The 20,247-nt window shown below is 57.1% G+C and carries 23 protein-coding genes; 15 read left to right on the top strand and 8 right to left on the bottom strand.

Annotated features, from left to right (window positions below; translation table 11 throughout):
* Positions 1-42 precede the first annotated feature (42 nt).
* The 3 genes from ACMWKK_RS02715 to hisP are packed head-to-tail and all read left to right on the top strand — an operon-like array spanning position 43 to position 2,224.
* Positions 43-729, top strand: coding sequence for a histidine ABC transporter permease HisQ (locus ACMWKK_RS02715; RefSeq protein WP_045327897.1), 687 nt, complete (start codon positions 43-45; stop codon positions 727-729).
* Complete coding sequence (locus tag ACMWKK_RS02720; protein ID WP_008502590.1) at positions 726-1,442, top strand: ABC transporter permease; 717 nt, start codon at positions 726-728, stop codon at positions 1,440-1,442. Before ACMWKK_RS02715 ends, ACMWKK_RS02720 begins: the two co-directional genes overlap by 4 nt.
* A gap of 8 nt (positions 1,443-1,450) precedes the next feature.
* Positions 1,451-2,224: a histidine ABC transporter ATP-binding protein HisP gene (gene hisP / locus ACMWKK_RS02725; RefSeq protein ID WP_045327899.1), complete on the top strand. Its 774-nt coding sequence runs from the start codon at positions 1,451-1,453 to the stop codon at positions 2,222-2,224.
* A 92-nt stretch (positions 2,225-2,316) separates the two neighbouring features.
* On the opposite strand, the gene ACMWKK_RS02730 is transcribed toward hisP, so the two are convergent.
* The 4 genes from ACMWKK_RS02730 to yfcG all read right to left on the bottom strand — a co-directional run bounded on the left by ACMWKK_RS02730 (position 2,317) and on the right by yfcG (position 4,851).
* Positions 2,317-2,826 carry a GNAT family N-acetyltransferase gene (locus tag ACMWKK_RS02730; RefSeq protein ID WP_112779807.1) on the bottom strand — a complete coding sequence of 170 codons (510 nt, stop codon included), beginning with the start codon at positions 2,824-2,826 and terminating at the stop codon, positions 2,317-2,319.
* Between the two features lie 44 nt (positions 2,827-2,870).
* Positions 2,871-3,764, bottom strand: a complete 894-nt coding sequence (locus ACMWKK_RS02735; protein WP_161656385.1) for a TIGR01777 family oxidoreductase — start codon at positions 3,762-3,764, stop codon at positions 2,871-2,873.
* Between the two features lie 13 nt (positions 3,765-3,777).
* A complete protein-coding gene (gene folX, locus ACMWKK_RS02740; RefSeq protein WP_045327902.1) occupies positions 3,778-4,146 on the bottom strand; it encodes a dihydroneopterin triphosphate 2'-epimerase in 369 nt (122 codons plus the stop codon).
* Between the two features lie 75 nt (positions 4,147-4,221).
* Positions 4,222-4,851: a GSH-dependent disulfide bond oxidoreductase gene (gene yfcG / locus ACMWKK_RS02745; RefSeq protein ID WP_032641992.1), complete on the bottom strand. Its 630-nt coding sequence runs from the start codon at positions 4,849-4,851 to the stop codon at positions 4,222-4,224.
* 139 nt (positions 4,852-4,990) lie between these two features.
* Between yfcG and yfcF the strand changes: the two genes are divergently transcribed.
* Genes yfcF through yfcD form a run of 3 tightly spaced genes read left to right on the top strand, consistent with a single transcriptional unit; the run spans position 4,991 to position 6,853 of the window.
* Positions 4,991-5,635 carry a glutathione transferase gene (gene yfcF / locus ACMWKK_RS02750; RefSeq protein WP_045327903.1) on the top strand — a complete coding sequence of 215 codons (645 nt, stop codon included), beginning with the start codon at positions 4,991-4,993 and terminating at the stop codon, positions 5,633-5,635.
* Between the two features lie 56 nt (positions 5,636-5,691).
* Positions 5,692-6,243, top strand: a complete 552-nt coding sequence (gene yfcE / locus ACMWKK_RS02755) for a phosphodiesterase (RefSeq protein WP_045327905.1) — start codon at positions 5,692-5,694, stop codon at positions 6,241-6,243.
* Positions 6,244-6,298: 55 nt separating this feature from the next.
* Entirely contained in the window at positions 6,299-6,853 is a 555-nt protein-coding gene (gene yfcD, locus ACMWKK_RS02760) for an NUDIX hydrolase YfcD (protein WP_045327907.1), read from the top strand.
* Positions 6,854-6,856: 3 nt separating this feature from the next.
* On the opposite strand, the gene ACMWKK_RS02765 is transcribed toward yfcD, so the two are convergent.
* Positions 6,857-7,876 (bottom strand): LacI family DNA-binding transcriptional regulator, encoded by a 1,020-nt coding sequence (locus ACMWKK_RS02765; RefSeq protein ID WP_045327908.1) that lies wholly within the window; start codon positions 7,874-7,876, stop codon positions 6,857-6,859.
* 234 nt (positions 7,877-8,110) lie between these two features.
* On the opposite strand from ACMWKK_RS02765, the gene ACMWKK_RS02770 reads away from it, so the two are divergent.
* The 5 genes from ACMWKK_RS02770 (at position 8,111) to ACMWKK_RS02790 (ending at position 12,093) form a co-directional block, all read left to right on the top strand.
* On the top strand, positions 8,111-8,554 hold the full coding sequence (locus tag ACMWKK_RS02770) for a PTS sugar transporter subunit IIA (RefSeq protein ID WP_112779805.1): 444 nt from the start codon (positions 8,111-8,113) through the stop codon (positions 8,552-8,554).
* A gap of 80 nt (positions 8,555-8,634) precedes the next feature.
* Complete coding sequence (locus ACMWKK_RS02775; protein WP_045327910.1) at positions 8,635-8,907, top strand: PTS sugar transporter subunit IIB; 273 nt, start codon at positions 8,635-8,637, stop codon at positions 8,905-8,907.
* 21 nt (positions 8,908-8,928) lie between these two features.
* Entirely contained in the window at positions 8,929-10,320 is a 1,392-nt protein-coding gene (locus ACMWKK_RS02780; RefSeq protein ID WP_045327911.1) for a PTS ascorbate transporter subunit IIC, read from the top strand.
* Positions 10,317-11,147, top strand: coding sequence for a transketolase (locus ACMWKK_RS02785; RefSeq protein ID WP_112779804.1), 831 nt, complete (start codon positions 10,317-10,319; stop codon positions 11,145-11,147). Before ACMWKK_RS02780 ends, ACMWKK_RS02785 begins: the two co-directional genes overlap by 4 nt.
* Positions 11,140-12,093, top strand: a complete 954-nt coding sequence (locus ACMWKK_RS02790; RefSeq protein WP_112779803.1) for a transketolase family protein — start codon at positions 11,140-11,142, stop codon at positions 12,091-12,093. The genes ACMWKK_RS02785 and ACMWKK_RS02790 overlap by 8 nt, the downstream gene beginning before the upstream one ends.
* A 115-nt stretch (positions 12,094-12,208) precedes the next feature.
* Here the strand turns inward: ACMWKK_RS02790 and pta are convergent, their stop codons facing one another.
* Positions 12,209-14,350 carry a phosphate acetyltransferase gene (pta, locus tag ACMWKK_RS02795; RefSeq protein ID WP_045327913.1) on the bottom strand — a complete coding sequence of 714 codons (2,142 nt, stop codon included), beginning with the start codon at positions 14,348-14,350 and terminating at the stop codon, positions 12,209-12,211.
* 76 nt (positions 14,351-14,426) lie between these two features.
* Positions 14,427-15,629, bottom strand: coding sequence for an acetate kinase (ackA, locus tag ACMWKK_RS02800; RefSeq protein ID WP_045327914.1), 1,203 nt, complete (start codon positions 15,627-15,629; stop codon positions 14,427-14,429).
* 337 nt (positions 15,630-15,966) lie between these two features.
* On the opposite strand from ackA, the gene yfbV reads away from it, so the two are divergent.
* The 4 genes from yfbV (at position 15,967) to ACMWKK_RS02820 (ending at position 19,587) form a co-directional block, all read left to right on the top strand.
* Positions 15,967-16,422 (top strand): terminus macrodomain insulation protein YfbV, encoded by a 456-nt coding sequence (gene yfbV, locus ACMWKK_RS02805; RefSeq protein ID WP_032641969.1) that lies wholly within the window; start codon positions 15,967-15,969, stop codon positions 16,420-16,422.
* Positions 16,423-16,513: 91 nt separating this feature from the next.
* Complete coding sequence (locus ACMWKK_RS02810; protein WP_008502874.1) at positions 16,514-17,008, top strand: YfbU family protein; 495 nt, start codon at positions 16,514-16,516, stop codon at positions 17,006-17,008.
* An 11-nt stretch (positions 17,009-17,019) separates the two neighbouring features.
* Positions 17,020-17,679 carry a sugar phosphatase gene (locus ACMWKK_RS02815; protein ID WP_112779802.1) on the top strand — a complete coding sequence of 220 codons (660 nt, stop codon included), beginning with the start codon at positions 17,020-17,022 and terminating at the stop codon, positions 17,677-17,679.
* Positions 17,680-17,754: 75 nt separating this feature from the next.
* Positions 17,755-19,587: an SLC13 family permease gene (locus ACMWKK_RS02820; protein ID WP_112779801.1), complete on the top strand. Its 1,833-nt coding sequence runs from the start codon at positions 17,755-17,757 to the stop codon at positions 19,585-19,587.
* 54 nt (positions 19,588-19,641) lie between these two features.
* Here ACMWKK_RS02820 and yfbR read toward each other — a convergent pair whose 3' ends face one another.
* Complete coding sequence (yfbR, locus tag ACMWKK_RS02825) at positions 19,642-20,241, bottom strand: 5'-deoxynucleotidase (RefSeq protein WP_045327921.1); 600 nt, start codon at positions 20,239-20,241, stop codon at positions 19,642-19,644.
* Between the last annotated feature and the right edge of the window lie 6 nt (positions 20,242-20,247).

Raw genomic sequence — 20,247 nt, forward strand, 5'->3', positions numbered from 1 at the left:
AAGACACGGTTCCACCACTCACGATACGACAGGGCTCGCGGTATGCTGTACGGATTTTCTGGCGTTATTTTACAGGGCGCGCTTGTCACCCTTGAGCTGGCTATCAGCTCCGTGGTGCTGGCGGTGCTGATAGGTCTGGCGGGCGCAGGGGCGAAGCTTTCGGCTAACAAACCGCTGGCGCTAATTTTTGAAGGCTACACCACGCTGATTCGCGGCGTTCCCGATCTGGTGCTGATGCTGCTTATCTTTTACGGTCTGCAGATTGCGCTGAACAGCATAACGGACGCGATGGGCATGGGACAAATTGATATCGACCCGATGGTGGCCGGTATTATTACCCTCGGTTTTATCTATGGTGCCTACTTCACCGAAACCTTCCGCGGCGCTTACATGGCGGTGCCGAAAGGCCACATTGAGGCGGCCACCGCATTTGGTTTTACCTCTTCACAAACGTTTCGTCGGATCATGTTTCCGGCCATGATGCGCTATGCGCTGCCGGGCATCGGCAATAACTGGCAGGTTATCCTCAAAGCGACGGCGCTGGTCTCGCTGCTCGGCCTGGAAGACGTCGTGAAAGCGACTCAGCTGGCGGGCAAGAGCACCTGGGAGCCGTTCTATTTTGCGGTGGTCTGCGGCGTGATCTATCTGGTCTTTACGACCGTCTCCAACGGCGTGCTGCTTCTGCTTGAGCGTCGTTACTCCGTGGGTGTGAAGAGGGCTGACCTGTGATTGAGATTATTCAGGAATACTGGAAATCGCTGCTGTGGACGGACGGCTACCGCTTTACCGGCGTGGCGATCACGCTCTGGCTGCTGATCTCCTCCGTGGTGATGGGCGGCATTCTGGCGGTGTTTCTCGCCATTGGCCGCGTCTCGAACAATAAATTTATCCAGTTCCCGATCTGGCTGTTCACCTACGTGTTTCGCGGTACGCCGCTGTACGTGCAGCTGCTGGTGTTTTACTCGGGGATGTACACGCTGGAGATCGTAAAAGGCACCGAGATGCTGAACGCGTTCTTCCGCAGCGGTCTCAACTGTACGGTGCTGGCCTTAACGCTCAACACCTGCGCCTATACCACCGAGATTTTCGCCGGGGCTATTCGTTCTGTCCCTTACGGCGAAATTGAAGCGGCGCGCGCGTACGGCTTTTCCTCCGTGAAGCTCTACCGCTGCATTATTCTGCCGTCGGCTCTGCGCATCGCGTTACCGGCATACAGTAACGAAGTGATTTTGATGCTGCACTCCACCGCGCTGGCCTTTACCGCGACGGTGCCGGATCTGCTCAAAATCGCGCGCGATATTAACTCCGCGACCTACCAGCCGTTTACCGCTTTTGGCATTGCGGCGGTGCTCTATTTAATTATCTCTTATGTTCTGATTAGCCTGTTCCGTAAGGCTGAAAAACGCTGGTTGCAGCATATAAAACCCTCTTCGACGCACTGAGAAAGATGATGGCTGAGAACAAATTAAACGTTATTGATTTGCACAAACGCTACGGCGAACATGAAGTGCTGAAAGGGGTGTCGCTGCAGGCGAATGCGGGCGACGTGATCAGTATCATCGGCTCATCCGGCTCGGGTAAAAGTACCTTCCTGCGCTGCATAAACTTCCTCGAAAAGCCGAGCGAAGGCTCGATTGTGGTGAGCGGGCAGAATATTAACCTGGTGCGTGACAAAGACGGCCAGCTGAAGGTGGCGGATAAGCATCAGCTGCGCCTGCTGCGCACGCGTCTGACGATGGTATTTCAGCACTTCAACCTCTGGAGCCACATGACGGTGCTGGAGAACGTGATGGAGGCGCCGATTCAGGTGCTGGGTCTGAGCAAGCAGGAAGCCCGCGAGCGCGCGGTGAAATACCTGGCGAAAGTGGGTATCGACGAGCGCCAGCAGATAAAATACCCGGTGCATCTCTCCGGCGGTCAGCAGCAGCGTGTCTCCATCGCCCGCGCGCTGGCGATGGAACCCGAGGTGCTGTTGTTCGACGAGCCGACTTCCGCGCTCGACCCGGAACTCGTTGGCGAAGTGCTGCGCATTATGCAGAAGCTGGCCGAAGAGGGCAAAACGATGGTGGTGGTGACGCACGAGATGGGCTTCGCCCGTAACGTCTCGAATCACGTGATTTTCCTGCACCAGGGAAAAATTGAAGAGCAGGGGCACCCGGACGACGTTTTAGCGAATCCGCAAAGCCCGCGTTTGCAGCAGTTCCTTAAGGGATCGTTGAAGTAGGCAGGCCGCGGTGCAGCCTAATCGCCCGGTGGCGCTTCGCTTACCGGGCCTACAAAAACCGTAGGCCGGGCAAACGCAGTGCCGCCCGGCATTCAGGCCGCACCGCGCTCCAGCCGATACACCCAGTCGTCGTAACGCACGCCGTCAATCTCATACGCCTTTTCAAGCACCTGCGTGCGCACAAAACCCGCTTTCTCCAGCACCCGCACCGAACCGCCGTTGTCCGCCAGCACGTACGCGCTAATCGCCTTCACGCCGGTCTGGTTGAACGCGTAATCACACACCGCGCGCAGCGCCTCGCTGGCGATACCTTTTCCCTGTGCGGCAGGCACCACCGTGTAGCCGATATCCGCTTCTTCACGATTCTCAGGGCTGATTTGCAGGCCGATATCGCCAAGCGGCGTATCGTCCTCCAGAGAGCGGATGACGAAGACATGCTCCGCCATCAGCCGTGCGGCAAATACGCGTCGGGTCTCTTTTTCCGGCGCGACGGCGGCCATGTAGCGCATGATGCGGCGATCTTCGCGCAGCGAGCGGAAAAACGCCCAGTCAGCGGGTTCGAAAGGAGTAAGGTGAAGCCGGGGTGTGGTGAGAGTTGCCATTGTTACGCCATATTTTCGGAACATGGCCTGTCACTGTAGCATATTCACCGCACCACATCCCCCAGCGCCTCTTCTAATTCATACCAGCGGAACGCAAAACCGGCCGCTTCCAGCCGTTTTGGCAGCGCCCGTTGCCCGCCTAATACCAGCACGGACGCTTCGCCCATCATCAGGCGAATCACCGTGGCGGGCACGCGTAATATCGCCGGGCGGTGCAGAGCACGTCCCAGCGCATGAGCAAACTGTTCATTACGCACCGGATACGGCGCAACCATGTTAAACGGCCCGCGCAGATCGTTATCGAGCAGCCAGAGGATGCCGTTGACCATATCGTCGATATGGATCCACGCCAGATACTGACGGCCATTACCAATGGGGCCGCCGAGTCCCAGCTTAAACGGCGGAAGCATTTTGCCCAGAATGCCGCCTTTTGGCGCAAGCACCACACCGGTCCGCAGCAGGCAGACGCGGGTGCTATCGCTCTGGGCACGACAGGCGATGCGCTCCCATTCGGCGCAGAGCTTATGGGTAAATTCGTTGTGGGGCGGCTCTTCCTCGGTCACCACCACCTCACCAAGATCGCCATAATAGCCCACGGCTGACCCGGAAATCAGCACCGAAGGTGGGGTGTGGCTATTGCGGATCAGCTCGACCAGCTTTTCGGTGATGGTCCACCGACTGCTGCATAACCGCTGTTTTTGCTCTTCCGTCCAGCGCTTATCGGCGATGGGCTCACCCGCGAGGTTTATGACGGCGTCGAAACCGTCCAGATTTTGCTGCTCGGCCAGATTTTTCCAGATATCGACACCGGCCCCCAGCACCTGACGCGCTTTCTCCGGGCTGCGCGTGACCACGGTAACGTCGTGATGCAGAGCCTGCAGACGTGCAATAAGGTGGCGACCAATCAGGCCTGTACCGCCGGTCAGCAAAATCTTCATACAACCTCCAGGTTTATGCCTGGCGCCGCCAGCTTAGCGTCATGGAGACGGAATCGGCGTAGCGCAGGGCATGAAGTTTATCGATCTCTACTTCAGCATAAGTGACCCAGTGATGATCGCGTGCGATATCGAGCACATCCTGAGTTAATTTTTCCAGCAGAGAGAAGCGGTTATTCTCCACAAACTGAATAATATTTTTGGTGATTGTGCGGTAGTTCAGCGCGTCGTTGATGTCTTCGCTGGCCCGCGCTTTGTCTGCGGGGTAGTGGATCACCACGTTAATGACAATATCCTGGCGGTTGGCGATCTCTTCCTCTTTGATACCGATGAAGGTACGCAGGCGTAAATTTTTTATACGAATAATAGCGTCTGGCTGTGACATTGCAGGTCTTCTCCGTGTCAGTATTTCCTGCTCATCATACATGAGAGGTTTGCAGGCACCCAGCCTCATAGGGGGCTAAATTTGCTGGATTTTTTGCATCGCCCGCTCGGTGGCCGGGCGAGTCCGGATGCGCTCAAACCAGTTGTTCACCGCCGGGTAAGAGGTTAAGTCAATCCGATGTTTTTCATGCGTATTCACCCACGGCCAGCAGGCGATATCGGCAATGCTGTAGTGATCGCCTCCGAGCCACGGCGTCTTTTCCAGCCGACGGTTCAGAACGTCATAAAGCCGTTGAGTCTCTACCTGATAGCGCTCTATCGCGTAAGGAATAGGCTGCGGGGCGTAGGCGGTAAAGTGGTGATTTTGCCCCAGCATGGGGCCCAGCCCGCTCGCCTGCCAGAAGAGCCACTGCAGGGTATGGTGACGCTCGCGCAGTTCGCCGCTCAGCAGCTTGCCGGTTTTTTCCGCCAGGTAGAGCAAAATTTCACCGGATTCAAACAGGCTCAGCGGCCTGCCTCCGTCCGCCGGCTGGTTATCAATAATGGCCGGAATTTTATTATTCGGCGAGATAGCCAGAAAGAGAGGGCTGAACTGCTCGCCTTTGCTGATATCCACGCGAATGATCCTGTAATCCAGCTCGGCTTCTTCAAGAAAGAGGGTGATCTTATGGCCGTTTGGGGTGGGGGCATAATAAAGGTCGATCATTCTCAACTCCTGTCCATGCGAAGAGGGGTGCCATGAAAATGAGTATAGGTGGTTGTTGTAAATCGTGAGTTTTCATCAAGTGACAGCGCGGCAAAGAGATTATATGTTGAGTAAAAACCGATCAGCCGATGAGGATGTTATGAACCAGCCCGTAATCACGTTGTGGTCCGATGCGAATTTCTTTTCTCCGTATGTTATGAGCGTATACGTTGCGCTGGCCGAAAAGGGACTGACTTTTACGCTTAAAACCGTCGATCTTGACGGCGGTGAACACCTCAAACCGCAGTGGCAGGGCTACGACCTGACCCGACGCGTGCCGGTGCTGGAGGTTGATGGTTTTGCCCTGAGCGAATCATCAGCGATTGATGAATACCTGGAAGATCGCTTCGCGCCGCCTGAGTGGGAGCGCATCTATCCTCACGACCTGCAAAAACGCGCCCGGGCGCGGCAGATCCAGGCGTGGCTGCGAAGCGATCTGGTGCCGATTCGCGAGGAGCGCTCGACGGACGTCGTGTTTGCCGGGGTGAAAAAGCCGGCGCTCAGCGCAGAAGGCCGCGTCAGCGCGCAAAAGCTGATTGAGACCGCCACCTCGCTGCTCGCCCACGGCAACCCAAACCTGTTCGGCGAGTGGTGCATTGCCGACGCCGACCTGGCGCTGATGCTCAACCGCCTGATCCTCAACGGCGATGCGGTGCCGCAGCTGCTGGTGGATTATGCCGCGTTCCAGTGGCAGCGCGCCTCCGTGCAGCGCTATGTGGCACTCTCGGCCAAGCGCGCGGGCTGATAAGCCCCGACGCTTCAGGTATGATGGGGGCAGTCTGTTTTCCCGAGGAGTGACTGATGAAACTGATGTTTGCGTCGGATATCCATGGATCCCTGCCCGCGACCGAGCGCGTCCTCTCCCTGTTTGTACAAAGCGGCGCGCAGTGGCTGATTATTCTGGGGGATGTGCTCAATCATGGCCCGCGTAACGCGCTGCCGGAGGGCTACGCGCCTGCGCAGGTGGCGGAAAAGCTTAACCCGTTTGCCTCGCGCATTATCGCCGTTCGCGGCAACTGCGACAGCGAAGTGGACCAGATGCTGCTGCATTTCCCCCTTACCGCGCCGTGGCAACAGGTGCTGCTCGAACAACACCGGCTGTTTCTGACCCATGGGCACCTTTATAGCCCGGATAATCTCCCGCCCCTCGCGGCTGGCGATGTCCTGGTTTACGGTCATACTCATATTCCGGTTGCGGAAAAACGCGGTGAGATTTATCACTTTAATCCGGGCTCCGTCAGTATCCCGAAGGGGGGCTATCCTGCGAGCTACGGCATGCTGGATGAAAATACCCTGAGCGTTTTCGCACTTAATGATCAGCAAGTTATTGCGCAGATAGCGATTAATCCGTAAGTTACACCACAACTGCAAACGCGCCGAAAGAGCGCTTAGAAGAGAAGGTTTCCCGATGGTGGAGCAGAGTCATTTGGCAAGTACAGAGTGGGTTGACATTGTCAGCGAAGAGAATGAAGTGATCGCGCAGGCCAGCCGCGAGCAAATGCGGGCGGAGCGCCTGCGTCACCGCGCAACGTACATCGTCGTGCATGACGGTATGGGCAAAATTCTGGTGCAGCGCCGCACGGACACCAAAGATTTTCTCCCGGGGATGCTGGATGCCACCGCGGGCGGCGTCGTCCAGGCGGATGAAGTGCTGCTGGATTCCGCCCGTCGTGAAGCGGAAGAAGAGTTAGGCATTGCCGGCGTGCCGTTTGCCGAGCACGGGCAGTTCTACTTCGAGGATGAACATTGCCGCGTCTGGGGCGGGCTGTTTAGCTGCGTTTCCCACGGCCCGTTCGCCCTGCAGGAAGAAGAGGTGAGCGAAGTCAGCTGGATGACGCCGGAAGAGATCACCGCGCGCTGCGACGAGTTCACGCCGGATTCGTTAAAAGCGCTGGCGCTGTGGATGACCCGCAACGCCAAAAACGAATCGACTAAATCAGAGAAAGAGGAAGAGGCCGAGTAAGCCTCAGCAACTCTCCCTCAGACACAGACTGGACGCGATGGGCTTTTGATCGCGCCAGTCTCCGCCATTCAGGCGCTCCAGCAGCGCTTTCCCGGCCTCAATACCAATCTTGCGGTGCGGTACCGCCATCGTCGTCAGCGGCGGCTGACAGACGCTGCTCACATCGCTATCGCCAAAGCCAACCACCGCCAGATCGTCCGGCACTTTGATTCGCCTGCGCTGGCACTCGTACAGCGCGCCGCAGGCCAGCTCGTCGGAGACGCACACCAGCGCATCCAGCTCCGGCCACGCCAGCAGGAACTCGGGCAGCTGCGCCGCGCCGGTTGAGAAGCTCGGCGGCATCGCCGCGTTAATGACCCGGTTCGGCGACATATGGTGGCGAAGCATGGCTTTGTACCAGCCCTGCAGATGCTGCTGGAAAATCCACTGCTCCTGGTTGGCGCACAGCAGTCCTATATTTTGATAGCCGCGCTTAATGACCATTTCCGTGAGCTCATACATCGCGGCCACGTTATCAATCCCGATATTCATATCAATCGGATCGGCGCGCATGGCGCCCATCTCCATTACCGGAATAGAGGCATTTTTCAGCCAGTGGCGAACGGTGTCGGTATGTTCAACGCTGAGCAGGATTGCGGCCGCAATGTTCGACGCCAGCAGCGTCTCCAGCAGCTTCTCCTCCTGCTCCAGACGGTGCTGGGATTCAGCCAGCATGATCTGGTATCCGGCAGGCTGCAGCACCTGCTGTAGCCCGGCGAACATCTCCGAGCAGCCGGCTTCGGAGAGGTTGGGCACGACCATGGCTATCGTCCATGACGAGGCCGAGGCCAGCGCGCTGGCGGCAAGATTAGGCATATAGCCCAGCGCCTGCACGGCAGCGTCAATTTTTTCACGTAGTTTATCGGAAACCTGTTCGGGCGTGCGGAGTGCACGGGACACGGTCATCGTGCCCACACCGGCAAGCTGTGCGACATCGGCGAGTGTCACTTTACCGGTACTGCGCCGTTTTCGGGTTAGAGACATACACCTTCCTGCTGACCAGACGCGTTCTTCTTTTCCTTCGCTTCACGTGACAGGCAGTATACGCCTTAAATCCCTTTTTTTGCTGTGATTTAGCAACGTGATTGCAATTTGATAGCGCTATCACATTTCTGCATGTTAAGCATTGGTAGCGCTATCTTTGTGATCGCGATCGCAGTCAATCACCGACGCGTTGAATAAAGTTTGCTCATCTTAATCGTGTCGCGGGAGTGAAAAGTGCTCAAAAAATGGATATATGATACAACCATCACGCTGCAGGAGAGCGTGGAAGACTGGCCGCAGGCGCTGGAGATGTGCGCGAAGCCGCTGCTGGGTCTGGAGGTGATTGCGCCTGAATACGTCACGGCCATTATCCAGCAGCACCACGCGTTAGGACCCTATTATGTGCTGGCACCAGGGCTAGCCATGCCGCACGCGCGGCCGGAGGAAGGTGCCAAAGGACTGGGGCTGTCGTTATTAAAACTAAAGCAGGGCGTCTCGTTTGGTGCCGATGAGTTTGACCCTGTCGACGTCATTGTTATGCTCGCGGCACCCGACAAAAATAGCCATATCGAGATGATCTCATCGCTGGCTGAATTATTTTCCAGCGACGAAGATATGGAAAAACTGCATCAGGCGAATACCCTGGAGGAAATTAAAACGATTATTGACCGCTTCTGATTTAATTCTTTAATCCGATTATTCACAACATTACGCGTCGGCGTGATGGGGCGTGCTCTACTCAAAATAAGGGGACAACAATGAAAATCATGGCTATTTGCGGCTCCGGCCTGGGCAGCAGTTTTATGGTCGAAATGAATATTAAAAAGGTGCTCAAAAAGCTGGAGATTAGCGCAGAGGTTGAACATTCCGATCTCTCCTCGGCCACGCCGGGCGCGGCGGATCTGTTCGTGATGGCAAAAGACATTGCGGCCAGCGCCAGCGTCCCGGAAAGCCAGCTGGTGGTGATCAACAACATCATCGACATCAACGAGCTTGAAGCGCAGCTGCGCGCCTGGTTCGAAAGACAATAACCCTGATAAGGCGAGGTGGATATGTTTATCCTTGAAACGCTGAATTTCGTTGTTGATATTTTAAAAGTCCCTTCGGTGCTGGTCGGTTTAATTGCGCTTATTGGACTGGTTGCGCAGAAAAAAGCTTTTTCGGACGTCGTGAAGGGAACCATTAAAACCATTCTGGGCTTTATTGTGCTGGGCGGCGGTGCCACGGTACTGGTGGGGTCGTTAAATCCTTTGGGTGGCATGTTTGAGCACGCCTTTACGATTCAGGGCATTATTCCAAACAATGAAGCGATTGTGTCCATCGCGCTGGAAAAATACGGTGCAGCGACCGCGCTGATTATGGCCTTCGGCATGGTGGCGAATATTATCGTCGCGCGCTTTACCCGCCTGAAGTACATCTTCCTCACCGGGCACCACACGTTTTATATGGCGTGCATGATTGGCGTGATCCTGACGGTCGCGGGCTTTGAGGGCGTGGGGCTGGTCTTTACCGGCTCGCTGATCCTCGGCCTGATCATGGCCTTCTTCCCGGCAATTGCGCAGCGCTATATGAAGCGCATTACCGGCAACGATGAAATTGCCTTCGGCCACTTCGGCACGCTGGGCTACGTGCTCTCCGGCTGGATTGGCAGCAAGGTCGGCAAAGGCTCTCGCTCAACCGAAGAGATGAACCTGCCGAAAAACCTGAGCTTCCTGCGCGACAGCTCGATCTCCATCTCCCTGACCATGATGATTATCTACCTGATCATGGCGGTGAGCGCCGGGCGCGAGTACGTTGAAGCCACCTTCAGCGGCGGCCAGAACTACCTCGTCTACGCCATCATCATGGCGATCACCTTCGCGGCAGGCGTCTTCATCATCCTGCAGGGCGTGCGCCTGATTCTGGCAGAAATCGTTCCGGCCTTTACCGGATTCTCGGAAAAGCTGGTGCCCAATGCGCGTCCCGCGCTGGACTGCCCGGTGGTGTATCCGTATGCGCCGAACGCGGTGCTGATTGGCTTCCTGTTCAGCTTCCTCGGCGGAATTGTGGGGCTGTTCATCTGCGGTCAGTTTAGCTGGGTGCTGATCCTCCCGGGCGTGGTGCCGCACTTCTTCACCGGCGCAACGGCGGGCGTATTCGGTAACGCCACCGGCGGACGTCGCGGGGCCATGATTGGCGCCTTTGCTAACGGCCTGCTGATCACCTTCCTGCCCGTTCTGCTGCTGCCGGTGCTGGGCGCCATTGGCTTTGCCAACACCACCTTCTCGGACGCCGACTTCGGCGCGGTCGGGATTGTCCTTGGCAACCTGGCGCGCTTCCTGTCGCCGCTGGCCATCACCGGGCTGGTTGTGGCGTTGTTCGTGCTGCTGGTGGCGTACAACGTCTTCGCAAAAAACAAACCTGCTGGCGGTAACGCGCAGGAAAACACCGGAGCCAAATTATGAATGAGAAAGAGATAACCGAACTCGCGCGACAGATCCGCCTTGAGACGCTGAAATCGCTCACGCAGCTCGGCTTTGGCCACTACGGCGGCAGTATGTCGGTGGTTGAAACCCTGGCCGTGCTGTACGGCGCGGTGATGAAGATCGACCCGGCGGATCCGGACTGGCCGGAGCGAGACAACTTCGTCCTGTCGAAAGGCCATGCGGGCCCGGCACTGTACAGCACGCTGGCGATCAAGGGCTATTTCCCGGTGGAGGAGCTGAGCACCCTGAACCAGAACGGCACGCGTCTGCCGAGCCACCCGGACCGCCTGAAAACGCGCGGCGTGGATGCCACCACCGGCTCGCTGGGGCAGGGGATTTCCATTGCCGGCGGGATGGCGCTCTCGCACAGGCTGGCGGGAAGGCCGAATCGGGTATTTTGCATCGTCGGTGACGGCGAGCTGAACGAGGGGCAGTGCTGGGAGGCATTTCAGTTTATCGCCCACCATCGTCTGAACAACCTGACGGTGTTTGTGGACTGGAACAAACAGCAGCTCGACGGCGAGCTGGACGAGATCATCAGCGCGTTTGACCTGGAGGGGAAATTCCGCGCCTTTGGCTATGACGTCGCCACGGTGAAGGGGGATGACATCCCGACGCTGCTGGCGGTGACGTCCCGCGTGCCCGAAGCCGATGCGCGCCCGCTGGTGGTGATCCTCGACAGCATCAAAGGGCAGGGGGTGCCGTACCTGGAACAGCTCAGCAATTCGCACCACCTGCGGTTAACCCCGGAGAGCAAAGCGGCCCTCAAAGAGACGATTCGCCAACTGGAGGCTTCACATGATTAAGGTTGCACCGGCAGGACTGAAAGACGCCGTTGAGATGCGTAAGGTGTACGCGGGCTTCGTGGCAAAACAGATTGAGGCCGGAAGCGAGATTATCGCCCTGGAAGCGGATCTGATGAGCTCGATGGCGATGGACGGCGTGGCGCGCGATTATCCGCAGCACGTGATCAACTGCGGCATTATGGAGGCCAACGTCATCGGCACCGCGGCGGGGCTGTCGCTGACCGGACGTAAGCCCTTTGTTCACACCTTCACCGCCTTTGCCAGCCGCCGCTGCTTCGACCAGCTGTTTATGTCCCTGGACTATCAGCGCAACAACGTGAAGGTGATCGCGTCGGATGCGGGCGTGACGGCCTGCCACAACGGCGGGACGCATATGTCGTTTGAGGATATGGGCATCGTGCGCGGCCTGGCGCACTCGGTAGTGCTGGAGGTTACCGACGCGGTAATGTTCGAGGACGTGCTGCGCCAGCTTATCGACCTCGAAGGCTTCTACTGGGTACGCACCATCCGTAAGCAGGCGCCGAGCGTGTATGCGCCAGGCTCCACCTTCACCATTGGTAAAGGCAACGTGCTGCGCGAAGGCTCCGATATTACCCTGATTGCCAACGGCATCATGGTGGCGGAAGCGCTGGAGGCGGCGCGACAGCTGGAGCAGGAGGGGGTCAGCGCGGCGGTCATCGACATGTTTACCCTCAAGCCCATCGACCGGATGCTGGTGAAAAACTACGCCGAGAAAACCGGGCGCATCGTGACCTGCGAAAACCACAGCATTCACAACGGGCTGGGATCGGCAGTGGCGGAAGTGCTGGTGGAAACCTGCCCGGTGCCGATGCGGCGGGTCGGGGTCAAGGAGCGTTACGGCCAGGTGGGAACGCAGGATTTTCTGCAGAAAGAGTATGGCCTGACGGCACATGACATTGTGTCGGCGGCGAGAGAGCTGCTGTAAATAAAAAAGGCGACCCTTTGTGGTCGCCTTTTTGTTGCCCGGTGGCGCTCACGCTTACCGGGCCTACGGTCCTGTAGGCCGGATAAGCGAAGCGCCATCCGGCAAGACCTTACAATTACTGCTGCTGCGAAGACTGAATCGCCGTCAGCGCGATGGTGTAAACGATATCGTCTACCAGTGCGCCACGAGACAGGTCGTTCACAGGTTTGCGCATGCCCTGCAGCATCGGCCCGATGGAGATCAGGTCGGCAGAACGCTGTACCGCTTTGTAGGTGGTGTTACCGGTGTTCAGATCCGGGAAGATGAACACGGTAGCGCGACCCGCAACCGGCGAGTTCGGCGCTTTGGATTTCGCAACGTCAGCCATAACCGCGGCGTCGTACTGCAGCGGGCCGTCGATCATCAGGTCAGGACGTTTTTCCTGCGCAATACGAGTCGCTTCACGAACTTTCTCTACGTCGCTACCTGCACCCGAGGTGCCGGTGGAGTAGGAGAGCATCGCAACGCGCGGCTCGATACCGAAAGCGGTGGCCGAGTCTGCGGACTGGATAGCGATTTCAGCCAGCTGTTCAGCGGTTGGATCCGGGTTGATCGCGCAGTCGCCGTAAACGTAAACCTGTTCAGGCAGCAGCATGAAGAACACGGAAGAAACCAGAGAGCTGCCCGGTGCGGTTTTGATCAGCTGAAGCGGTGGACGAATGGTGTTTGCGGTGGTGTGAACCGCACCGGAAACCAGACCGTCAACTTCGTCCTGCTCGAGCATCAGCGTGCCGAGAACCACGTTGTCTTCCAGCTGCTCGCGCGCAACGGCTTCGGTCATGCCTTTGCTCTTACGCAGCTCAACCAGACGGGCAACGTAGCTTTCGCGAACCACTTCAGGGTCAACGATTTCGATGCCCGCGCCCAGCTCAACGCCCTGAGACGCCGCCACGCGGTTGATCTCGTCCGGGTTACCCAGCAGTACGCAGGTCGCGATGCCGCGCTCTGCACAGATAGCGGCCGCTTTAACGGTACGCGGTTCGTCGCCTTCTGGCAGAACAACGCGTTTGCCCGCTTTACGCGCCAGCTCGGTCAGCTGGTAGCGGAAGGCTGGAGGCGACAGACGACGGCTACGCTCGGAGGTCGCGGTCAGGGATTCGATCCAGTCTGCGTTGATGTAGCCCGCAACGTATTCCTGAACTTTCTCGATACGCTCGTGGTCATCAACCGGCACTTCCAGGTTGAAGCTCTGCAGGCTCAGGGAGGTCTGCCAGGTGTTGGTGTTCACCATGAAGACCGGCAGGCCGGTGGCGAACGCTCGTTCGCACAGCTTGCTGACGCGTGGGTCCATCTCGTAGGCACCGGTCAGCAGAATCGCACCGATTTCCACGCCGTTCATCGCGGCCAGGCAGGCTGCAACCAGCACGTCTGGACGGTCTGCGGAGGTTACCAGCAGGGAACCTGCGCGGAAGTGTTCCAGCATGTGCGGAATGCTGCGCGCGCAGAAGGTCACGGACTTCACGCGGCGGGTGTTGATGTCGCCTTCGTTAACGATAGTCGCGTTCAGGTGACGCGCCATGTCGATGGCACGGGTGGCGATCAGATCGAAGCTCCATGGCACCGCGCCCAGAACCGGCAGCGGGCTGGATTCCTGCAGCTTAGCCGGGTCAACTTTGATCACTTTCGCTTTGGAAGAGTCGTCGAAGATCTCGGACAGGTCAGGACGGGTACGGCCCTGCTCATCCACCGGTGCGTTCAGCTTGTTCACGATCACGCCGGTGATGTTGGTATTTTTTGCGCCGCCGAAGCTGCTGCGCGTCAGTTCGATACGCTCGTTCAGCTGCTCTGGGGTATCAGTACCCTGAGACATCACGAACACGATCTCTGCGTTCAGGGTTTTCGCGATTTCAAAGTTCAGAGACTGGGCAAACTGGTGTTTGCGAGTCGGGACCAGACCTTCAACCAGCACCACTTCCGCGTCCTGCGCGTTAGCGTGGTAGTTGGCGATGATCTCTTCCATCAGCACGTCTTTCTGGTTGCTGGACAGCAGCGACTCAACGTGGCTCATCTTCAGCGGTTCAGCCGCTGGCAGATTGGAGTTCTTGCGAACGATGGTGGTGGTCTGGTCTGGCGCATCGCCACCGGCACGTGGCTGGGCGATTGGCTTAAAGACGCTCAGACGAACGCCTTTGCGTTCCATAGCACGGATAACGCCAAGGCTGACGCTGGTCAGGCCGACGCTGGTTCCGGTAGGGATCAGCATAATAGTACGGGACACGGTTTATCCTCTTTCGTTACCGCCCAAATGGGGCGGGTTACAAAACAGCACCGCCAGCATTGCTGGCGGTGTGGAATCAGGCAGTCAGGCGGTGCGCGTCTTGCGCAATGACCAGTTCTTCGTTAGTTGGAATAACGAGAGCAGGACGGGTGCCTTCTTTGTTGATGAAGCCAGACTTGCCGAAGCGGGCAGCCAGGTTACGCTCGTGATCAACCTCGAAGCCCAGAACGCCCAGTTTGCCCAGGGACAGTTCACGGACCATTGCCGCGTTCTCACCGATACCACCGGTGAAGATAACCGCGTCCAGGCGGCCTTCCATCAGCGCAGTGTAAGAGCCGATGTACTTCGCCAGACGGTGGCAGTAAACGTCCATTGCACGTTTCGCGTCAGCTTTCTCTGCGTAGTTGTCTTCAACGTAACGGCAGTCGCTAGTGACTTCGGTCAGACCCAGCAGGCCAGACTCTTTGGTCAGCATTTTGTTGATCTGGTCAACGCTCATGCCCAGGGTGTCGTGCAGATGGAAGATGATCGCCGGGTCGATGTCGCCGGAACGGGTACCCATCACCAGACCTTCCAGCGGGGTCAGACCCATAGAGGTATCAACACATTTACCGTTGCGGATAGCAGAAACGGAACCACCGTTGCCCAGGTGGCAGGTGATGATGTTCAGTTCTTCAACCGGCTTGTTCAGGACTTTTGCGGCTTCCTGCGTCACATAGAAGTGGCTGGTGCCGTGCGCGCCGTAACGACGTACGCCGTGTTCTTTGTACAGGCTGTATGGCAGGGCATAGAGGTAAGACTCTTCCGGCATGGTCTGATGGAACGCGGTGTCGAATACGGCCACGTTTTTGTCTTTCAGATTCGGGAAGGATTTCAGCGCTTCAGCGATACCGATCAGGTGCGCCGGGTTGTGCAGCGGTGCAAAAGAGGCGGAGTCTTTGATGCCCTGGATCACAGATTCGTCGATGACGACGGAGCTGGTGTATTTTTCGCCGCCGTGGACGATACGGTGACCAATCGCAGTCAGCTGAGCAGACAGTTCTGGTTTTTGTGCCAGAATAGTGTTAACGATAAAGTTCAGCGCTTCACTGTGAGCGGCGCCTGCACCTAAAGCCGCTTCTTGTTTGCTGCCGTCCATCTTCCACTTGATACGTGCTTCAGGCAGATGGAAACATTCGGCCAAACCAGAGAGGTATTCGTCACCGTTGAGCGCATCGATGATGGCGAATTTCAGTGAGGAGCTACCGCAGTTCAGAACCAGTACTAACTTACTCGACATGGAAGTACCTATTATTGATACGTGGCTAAAAAAACGTCAGTGAGTCTAACAGCGTAACGCAGGATGACTCAGACATTTATGATTAACATCATGCCAAACGAACATTGTGGCATGATGGAAGAAATAACTATGATTTTATGCCATTTTGCACAATTTTCAGCCAATGGCATAATGTGCAATAATTTGACGAGTTAATGTTTCTCGTCTATGGCCCTATCAGGCTGGCACAGGATACCTGATACGGGGTAGGGATGACAAAATATTTTGAACGTTGTCATAGCCTGTTGTGGTTTTGCACGAAAATTTTAATTTTTATATGTGAAGTTGAGGTACAGCCATGTCGACACCAGAGAACCCGTCCGTCAATTTCTTCAGTCTGTTTCGTCGGGGACAGCATTACGCAAAGACGTGGCCGATGGAAAAGCGCCTTGCGCCAATGTTCATTGAGAATCGCACGATTCGCGCCACGCGCTATGCGATTCGCTTTATGCCGCCCGTCGCTGTCTTTACCTTATGCTGGCAAATTGCGCTGGGTGGCCAGCTTGGCCCTGCGGTAGCGACGGCGCTCTTCGCGCTAAGCCTGCCGATGCAGGGCCTGTGGTGGCTAGGAAAACGCTCCGTCACGCCACTTCCCCCTTCTATTTTACACTGGTTTTATGAAGTGCGCGGAAAACTGGAGGAGGCCGGGCAGGCGCTGGCTCCGGTTGAAGGCAAGCCCGATTACCAGGCGCTGGCGGACACGCTGAAGCGTGCTTTTAAGCAACTGGATAAAACATTCCTCGATGACTTGTGATTGATCATCGAAACGACGACGAAAAGAGGGCACAGTAACAATCAGTTACCGTGTCTTTTTTTTAAGTGCAATGCGCTACAGGAGTCGAAAGATGGAAATGACCCATGCTCAACGTCTGATTTTGTCCAACCAGTACAAGATGATGACTATGCTTGATCCCGATAACGCTGCGCGCTACAGCCGCCTGCAGACCATCGTTGAACGCGGCTTTGGTTTGCAAATGCGCGAACTGGACCGCGAGTTTGGCGAGCTGAAAGAAGAAACCTGCCGCATCGTGATCGACATTATGGAGATGTACCACGCCCTGCACGTGTCCTGGACGAATCTCAAAGACCAGCAGTCCATCGACGAGCGCCGCGTGACCTTCTTAGGCTTTGATGCGGCAACGGAAGCGCGCTATCTCAGCTATGTTCGCTTTATGGTGAATACCGAAGGGCGCTATACCCATTTTGATGCGGGCACTCACGGCTTTAACGCGCAGACCCCAATGTGGGATAAATATCAGCGCATGCTGAGCGCGTGGCACGCCTGCCCGCGTCAGTACCATTTAAGCAGCAACGAAATTCAACAAATCATTAATGCCTGACGGAGGTGCGTGTGCAGTGTAGAGGTTTTCTGTTTGATCTGGACGGTACGCTGGTGGATTCGCTGCCGGTTGTGGAGCGCTCGTGGTGCCATTGGGCTGACAGGCATGGCATCGACCATCAGGACGTGCTGAATTTCATCCATGGCAAACAGGCCATCACCTCATTGCGGCACTTCTTAGCGGGGCGTTCTGAGGAAGAGATTCAGGCGGAGTTCAGATACCTGGAGCAGATTGAAGCCACCGATACCGAAGGCATCACCGCGCTGCCCGGCGCACGCGAGCTGCTTGAGCACCTTAATGAAGCGCAGATCCCGTGGGCTATCGTCACCTCCGGCTCTGTTCCGGTTGCGCATGCCCGTCATAAGGCGGCCGGTTTACCGAAGCCTGAAGTGTTCATCACCGCAGAGCGCGTCAAGCGCGGCAAGCCAGAGCCGGATGCGTTTTTGCTCGGCGCTGAACTGCTGGGTCTCACGCCCGCAGAGTGCGTGGTGGTGGAAGATGCGGCGGCAGGCGTACTGGCCGGGCTGAACGCCGGGAGTCACGTCATTGCTGTTAACGTTCCTGCCGGGTCTCCCCGGCTGAATGAGGCGGACTTTGTGCTGGATTCCCTGACGGCGCTGGCGGTGTCAAAAGCGCCGGACGGCGTGGTAACCGTCTCGCTAAAAATGTAATCCCATGATTTAGCCCCACATTGCTGGGGCTTTTTTATGGCAAAATTCCTCATCTTCCACTGACAAGGATAGGTTGTGAACGGTGAACTGATTTGGGTCCTGAGCCTGCTTTTAATCGCCATTATTCTCTTCGCCTCAGGCAAGGTACGCATGGACGCCGTCGCCCTGTTTGTTATCGTCGCGTTTGTGCTAAGCGGCACGCTGACGCTGCCGGAAGCCTTCTCCGGATTCAGCGACCCCAACGTAATCCTGATTGCCGCCCTGTTTATTATTGGCGACGGCCTGGTGCGCACCGGCGTGGCGACCATTATGGGGTCGTGGCTGGTGAAGGTGGCGGGCAGCAGCGAAACCAAAATGCTGATCTACCTGATGGTCACCGTCGCCGGGCTGGGCGCGTTTATGAGCTCCACGGGCGTGGTCGCCATCTTTATCCCTGTGGTGCTGAGCGTCTCCATGCGGATGCAGAGCACGCCGTCGCGCCTGATGATGCCCCTGAGCTTTGCCGGGTTGATCAGCGGCATGATGACGCTGGTGGCCACCCCGCCGAACCTGGTGGTGAACAGCGAGCTGCTCCGGGAAGGCTTTCAGGGCTTCAGCTTTTTCAGCGTCACTCCGCTGGGTCTGGTGATTCTGGTGCTGGGCGTGGTCTACATGCTGCTGACCCGTTTTGCCCTGAAAGGTGAAAAGCAGGATAAAAATAAAGAAGGGTGGAAACGGCGCACCTTCCGCGATCTGATTAAAGAGTACCGACTTACCGGGCGGGCGCGCCGTCTGGCCATTCGCCCCGGCTCGCCGATGGTGGGGCAGCGGCTCGATGACCTGAAGCTGCGCGAGCGCTATGGGGCGAACGTGATCGGCGTGGAGCGCTGGCGCCGTTTTCGCCGGGTGATCGTCAACGTCAACGGTGTATCGGAATTTCGGGCGCGTGACGTCCTGCTGATCGATATGTCCACCGCGGACGTGGATCTGCGCGAGTTCTGTAGCGAACAGCTGCTGGAGCCGATGGTGCTGCGCGGAGAGTATTTTTCCGACCAGGCGCTGGACGTGGGCATGGCCGAAGTGTCGCTGATCCCGGAGTCCGAACTGCTGGGTAAAACCGTGCGGGAGATGGGGTTCCGCACCCGCTACGGCCTGAACGTTGTGGGGCTGAAGCGCGACGGCGTGGCGATGGAAGGGGCCGTCGTGGATGAGCCGATCCTGTTAGGCGACATCTTCCTGGTGGTCGGTAACTGGAAGCTGATTAGCCAGCTCGGGCAAAAAGGGCGTGATTTTGTGGTGCTCAACATGCCGGTTGAGGAGAGCGATGCTTCCCCGGCGCACAGCCAGGCGCCGCATGCGATTTTTTGTCTGGTACTGATGGTCGCGCTGATGCTGACCGATGAAATTCCAAACCCCATAGCCGCCATTATTGCCTGTTTGCTGATGGGCAAATTCCGCTGCATTGACGCCGAAAGCGCCTATAAAGCCATTCACTGGCCGAGCATTATTCTCATTGTCGGGATGATGCCCTTCGCCCTGGCGCTGCAAAAAACCGGCGGGGTGGATCTGATCGTTAAAGGCTTAATGGACGTGGGCGGCGGTTATGGGCCATACATGATGCTGGTCTGCCTGTTTATCATGTGCGCCACCATCGGCCTGTTTATCTCCAACACCGCGACGGCGGTGCTGATGGCGCCGATTGCGCTGGCGATGGCGAAGTCAATGGGCGTATCGCCGTACCCGTTTGCGATGATGGTGGCCATGGCGGCATCCGCGGCATTTATGACGCCGGTTTCATCCCCGGTCAATACGCTGGTGCTGGGGCCGGGGAATTATAAGTTCAGCGATTTTGTGAAGATTGGCGTGCCGTTGACCGTCCTGGTGATGGCGGTGTGCGTGGTATTGATCCCGATTCTGTTCCCGTTTTAAGCGTGAGTGCAGAAACGTAGGCCGGGTAAGGCGAAGCCGCCACCCGACGAAAAATTACAACGGCGAATCCTGACTGATCTCATCCAGCGATAAATGGAAGCTCGGTACAAACACCTGCATAAAGTAATCCATCTCTTCGCTGCGGCGGGATTCCAGCGTTTTTTCCAGACGCGTTTTCGCCAGTAAAAATTCGTTATTGCCCGCAGAGAGTTCTTCCAGACACTTCAGGTAGGCGCACAGCGCGTCGGCCTGTTTCACCAGCAACTTTTCCTCTTCCGTGTACTGATGCTCATTGATGAGCGGCTCGAAGATGTCGCGCAGCTCTTCGGGCACCATCTCAATCAGCTTCTGCTGGGCAATCTTCTCGATGGCCTTATATTCCTGCGCAATCTGCGAGTTGAAATATTTCACCGGAGTGGGCAGGTCGCCGGTCAGCACTTCTGACGCATCGTGATACATCGCCAGCAGGGCGATGCGCTCTGCATTGACCTGACCGTTGAATTTGCGGTTTTTAATCGCCGCCAGCGCGTGAGCGACCATCGCAACCTGCAGGCTGTGCTCTGACACGTTTTCCGTGCGCACGTTGCGCATCAGCGGCCAGCGGTTGATGAGCTTCAGGCGGGAGAGGTGGGCAAAGAAATGACTCTGACTCATAGGTTA

The organism is Enterobacter sp. 01-M-03-SI-ECC (genome assembly GCF_047530215.1).
GTDB classification, from domain to species: Bacteria; Pseudomonadota; Gammaproteobacteria; order Enterobacterales; family Enterobacteriaceae; genus Enterobacter; species Enterobacter chengduensis.

Bases quoted from the DNA above. Each gene is read 5' to 3' on its own strand.
- ACMWKK_RS02715 (WP_045327897.1), top strand. From the start codon at position 43: ATGCTGTACGGATTTTCTGGCGTTATTTTACAGGGCGCGCTTGTCACC.
- hisP (WP_045327899.1), top strand. From the start codon at position 1,451: ATGGCTGAGAACAAATTAAACGTTATTGATTTGCACAAACGCTACGGC.
- ACMWKK_RS02730 (WP_112779807.1), bottom strand. From the start codon at position 2,826: ATGGCAACTCTCACCACACCCCGGCTTCACCTTACTCCTTTCGAACCC.
- ACMWKK_RS02735 (WP_161656385.1), bottom strand. From the start codon at position 3,764: ATGAAGATTTTGCTGACCGGCGGTACAGGCCTGATTGGTCGCCACCTT.
- folX (WP_045327902.1), bottom strand. From the start codon at position 4,146: ATGTCACAGCCAGACGCTATTATTCGTATAAAAAATTTACGCCTGCGT.
- yfcG (WP_032641992.1), bottom strand. From the start codon at position 4,851: ATGATCGACCTTTATTATGCCCCCACCCCAAACGGCCATAAGATCACC.
- yfcF (WP_045327903.1), top strand. From the start codon at position 4,991: ATGAACCAGCCCGTAATCACGTTGTGGTCCGATGCGAATTTCTTTTCT.
- yfcE (WP_045327905.1), top strand. From the start codon at position 5,692: ATGAAACTGATGTTTGCGTCGGATATCCATGGATCCCTGCCCGCGACC.
- yfcD (WP_045327907.1), top strand. From the start codon at position 6,299: ATGGTGGAGCAGAGTCATTTGGCAAGTACAGAGTGGGTTGACATTGTC.
- ACMWKK_RS02765 (WP_045327908.1), bottom strand. From the start codon at position 7,876: ATGTCTCTAACCCGAAAACGGCGCAGTACCGGTAAAGTGACACTCGCC.
- ACMWKK_RS02775 (WP_045327910.1), top strand. From the start codon at position 8,635: ATGAAAATCATGGCTATTTGCGGCTCCGGCCTGGGCAGCAGTTTTATG.
- ACMWKK_RS02780 (WP_045327911.1), top strand. From the start codon at position 8,929: ATGTTTATCCTTGAAACGCTGAATTTCGTTGTTGATATTTTAAAAGTC.
- ACMWKK_RS02785 (WP_112779804.1), top strand. From the start codon at position 10,317: ATGAATGAGAAAGAGATAACCGAACTCGCGCGACAGATCCGCCTTGAG.
- ACMWKK_RS02790 (WP_112779803.1), top strand. From the start codon at position 11,140: ATGATTAAGGTTGCACCGGCAGGACTGAAAGACGCCGTTGAGATGCGT.
- ackA (WP_045327914.1), bottom strand. From the start codon at position 15,629: ATGTCGAGTAAGTTAGTACTGGTTCTGAACTGCGGTAGCTCCTCACTG.
- yfbV (WP_032641969.1), top strand. From the start codon at position 15,967: ATGTCGACACCAGAGAACCCGTCCGTCAATTTCTTCAGTCTGTTTCGT.
- ACMWKK_RS02810 (WP_008502874.1), top strand. From the start codon at position 16,514: ATGGAAATGACCCATGCTCAACGTCTGATTTTGTCCAACCAGTACAAG.
- yfbR (WP_045327921.1), bottom strand. From the start codon at position 20,241: ATGAGTCAGAGTCATTTCTTTGCCCACCTCTCCCGCCTGAAGCTCATC.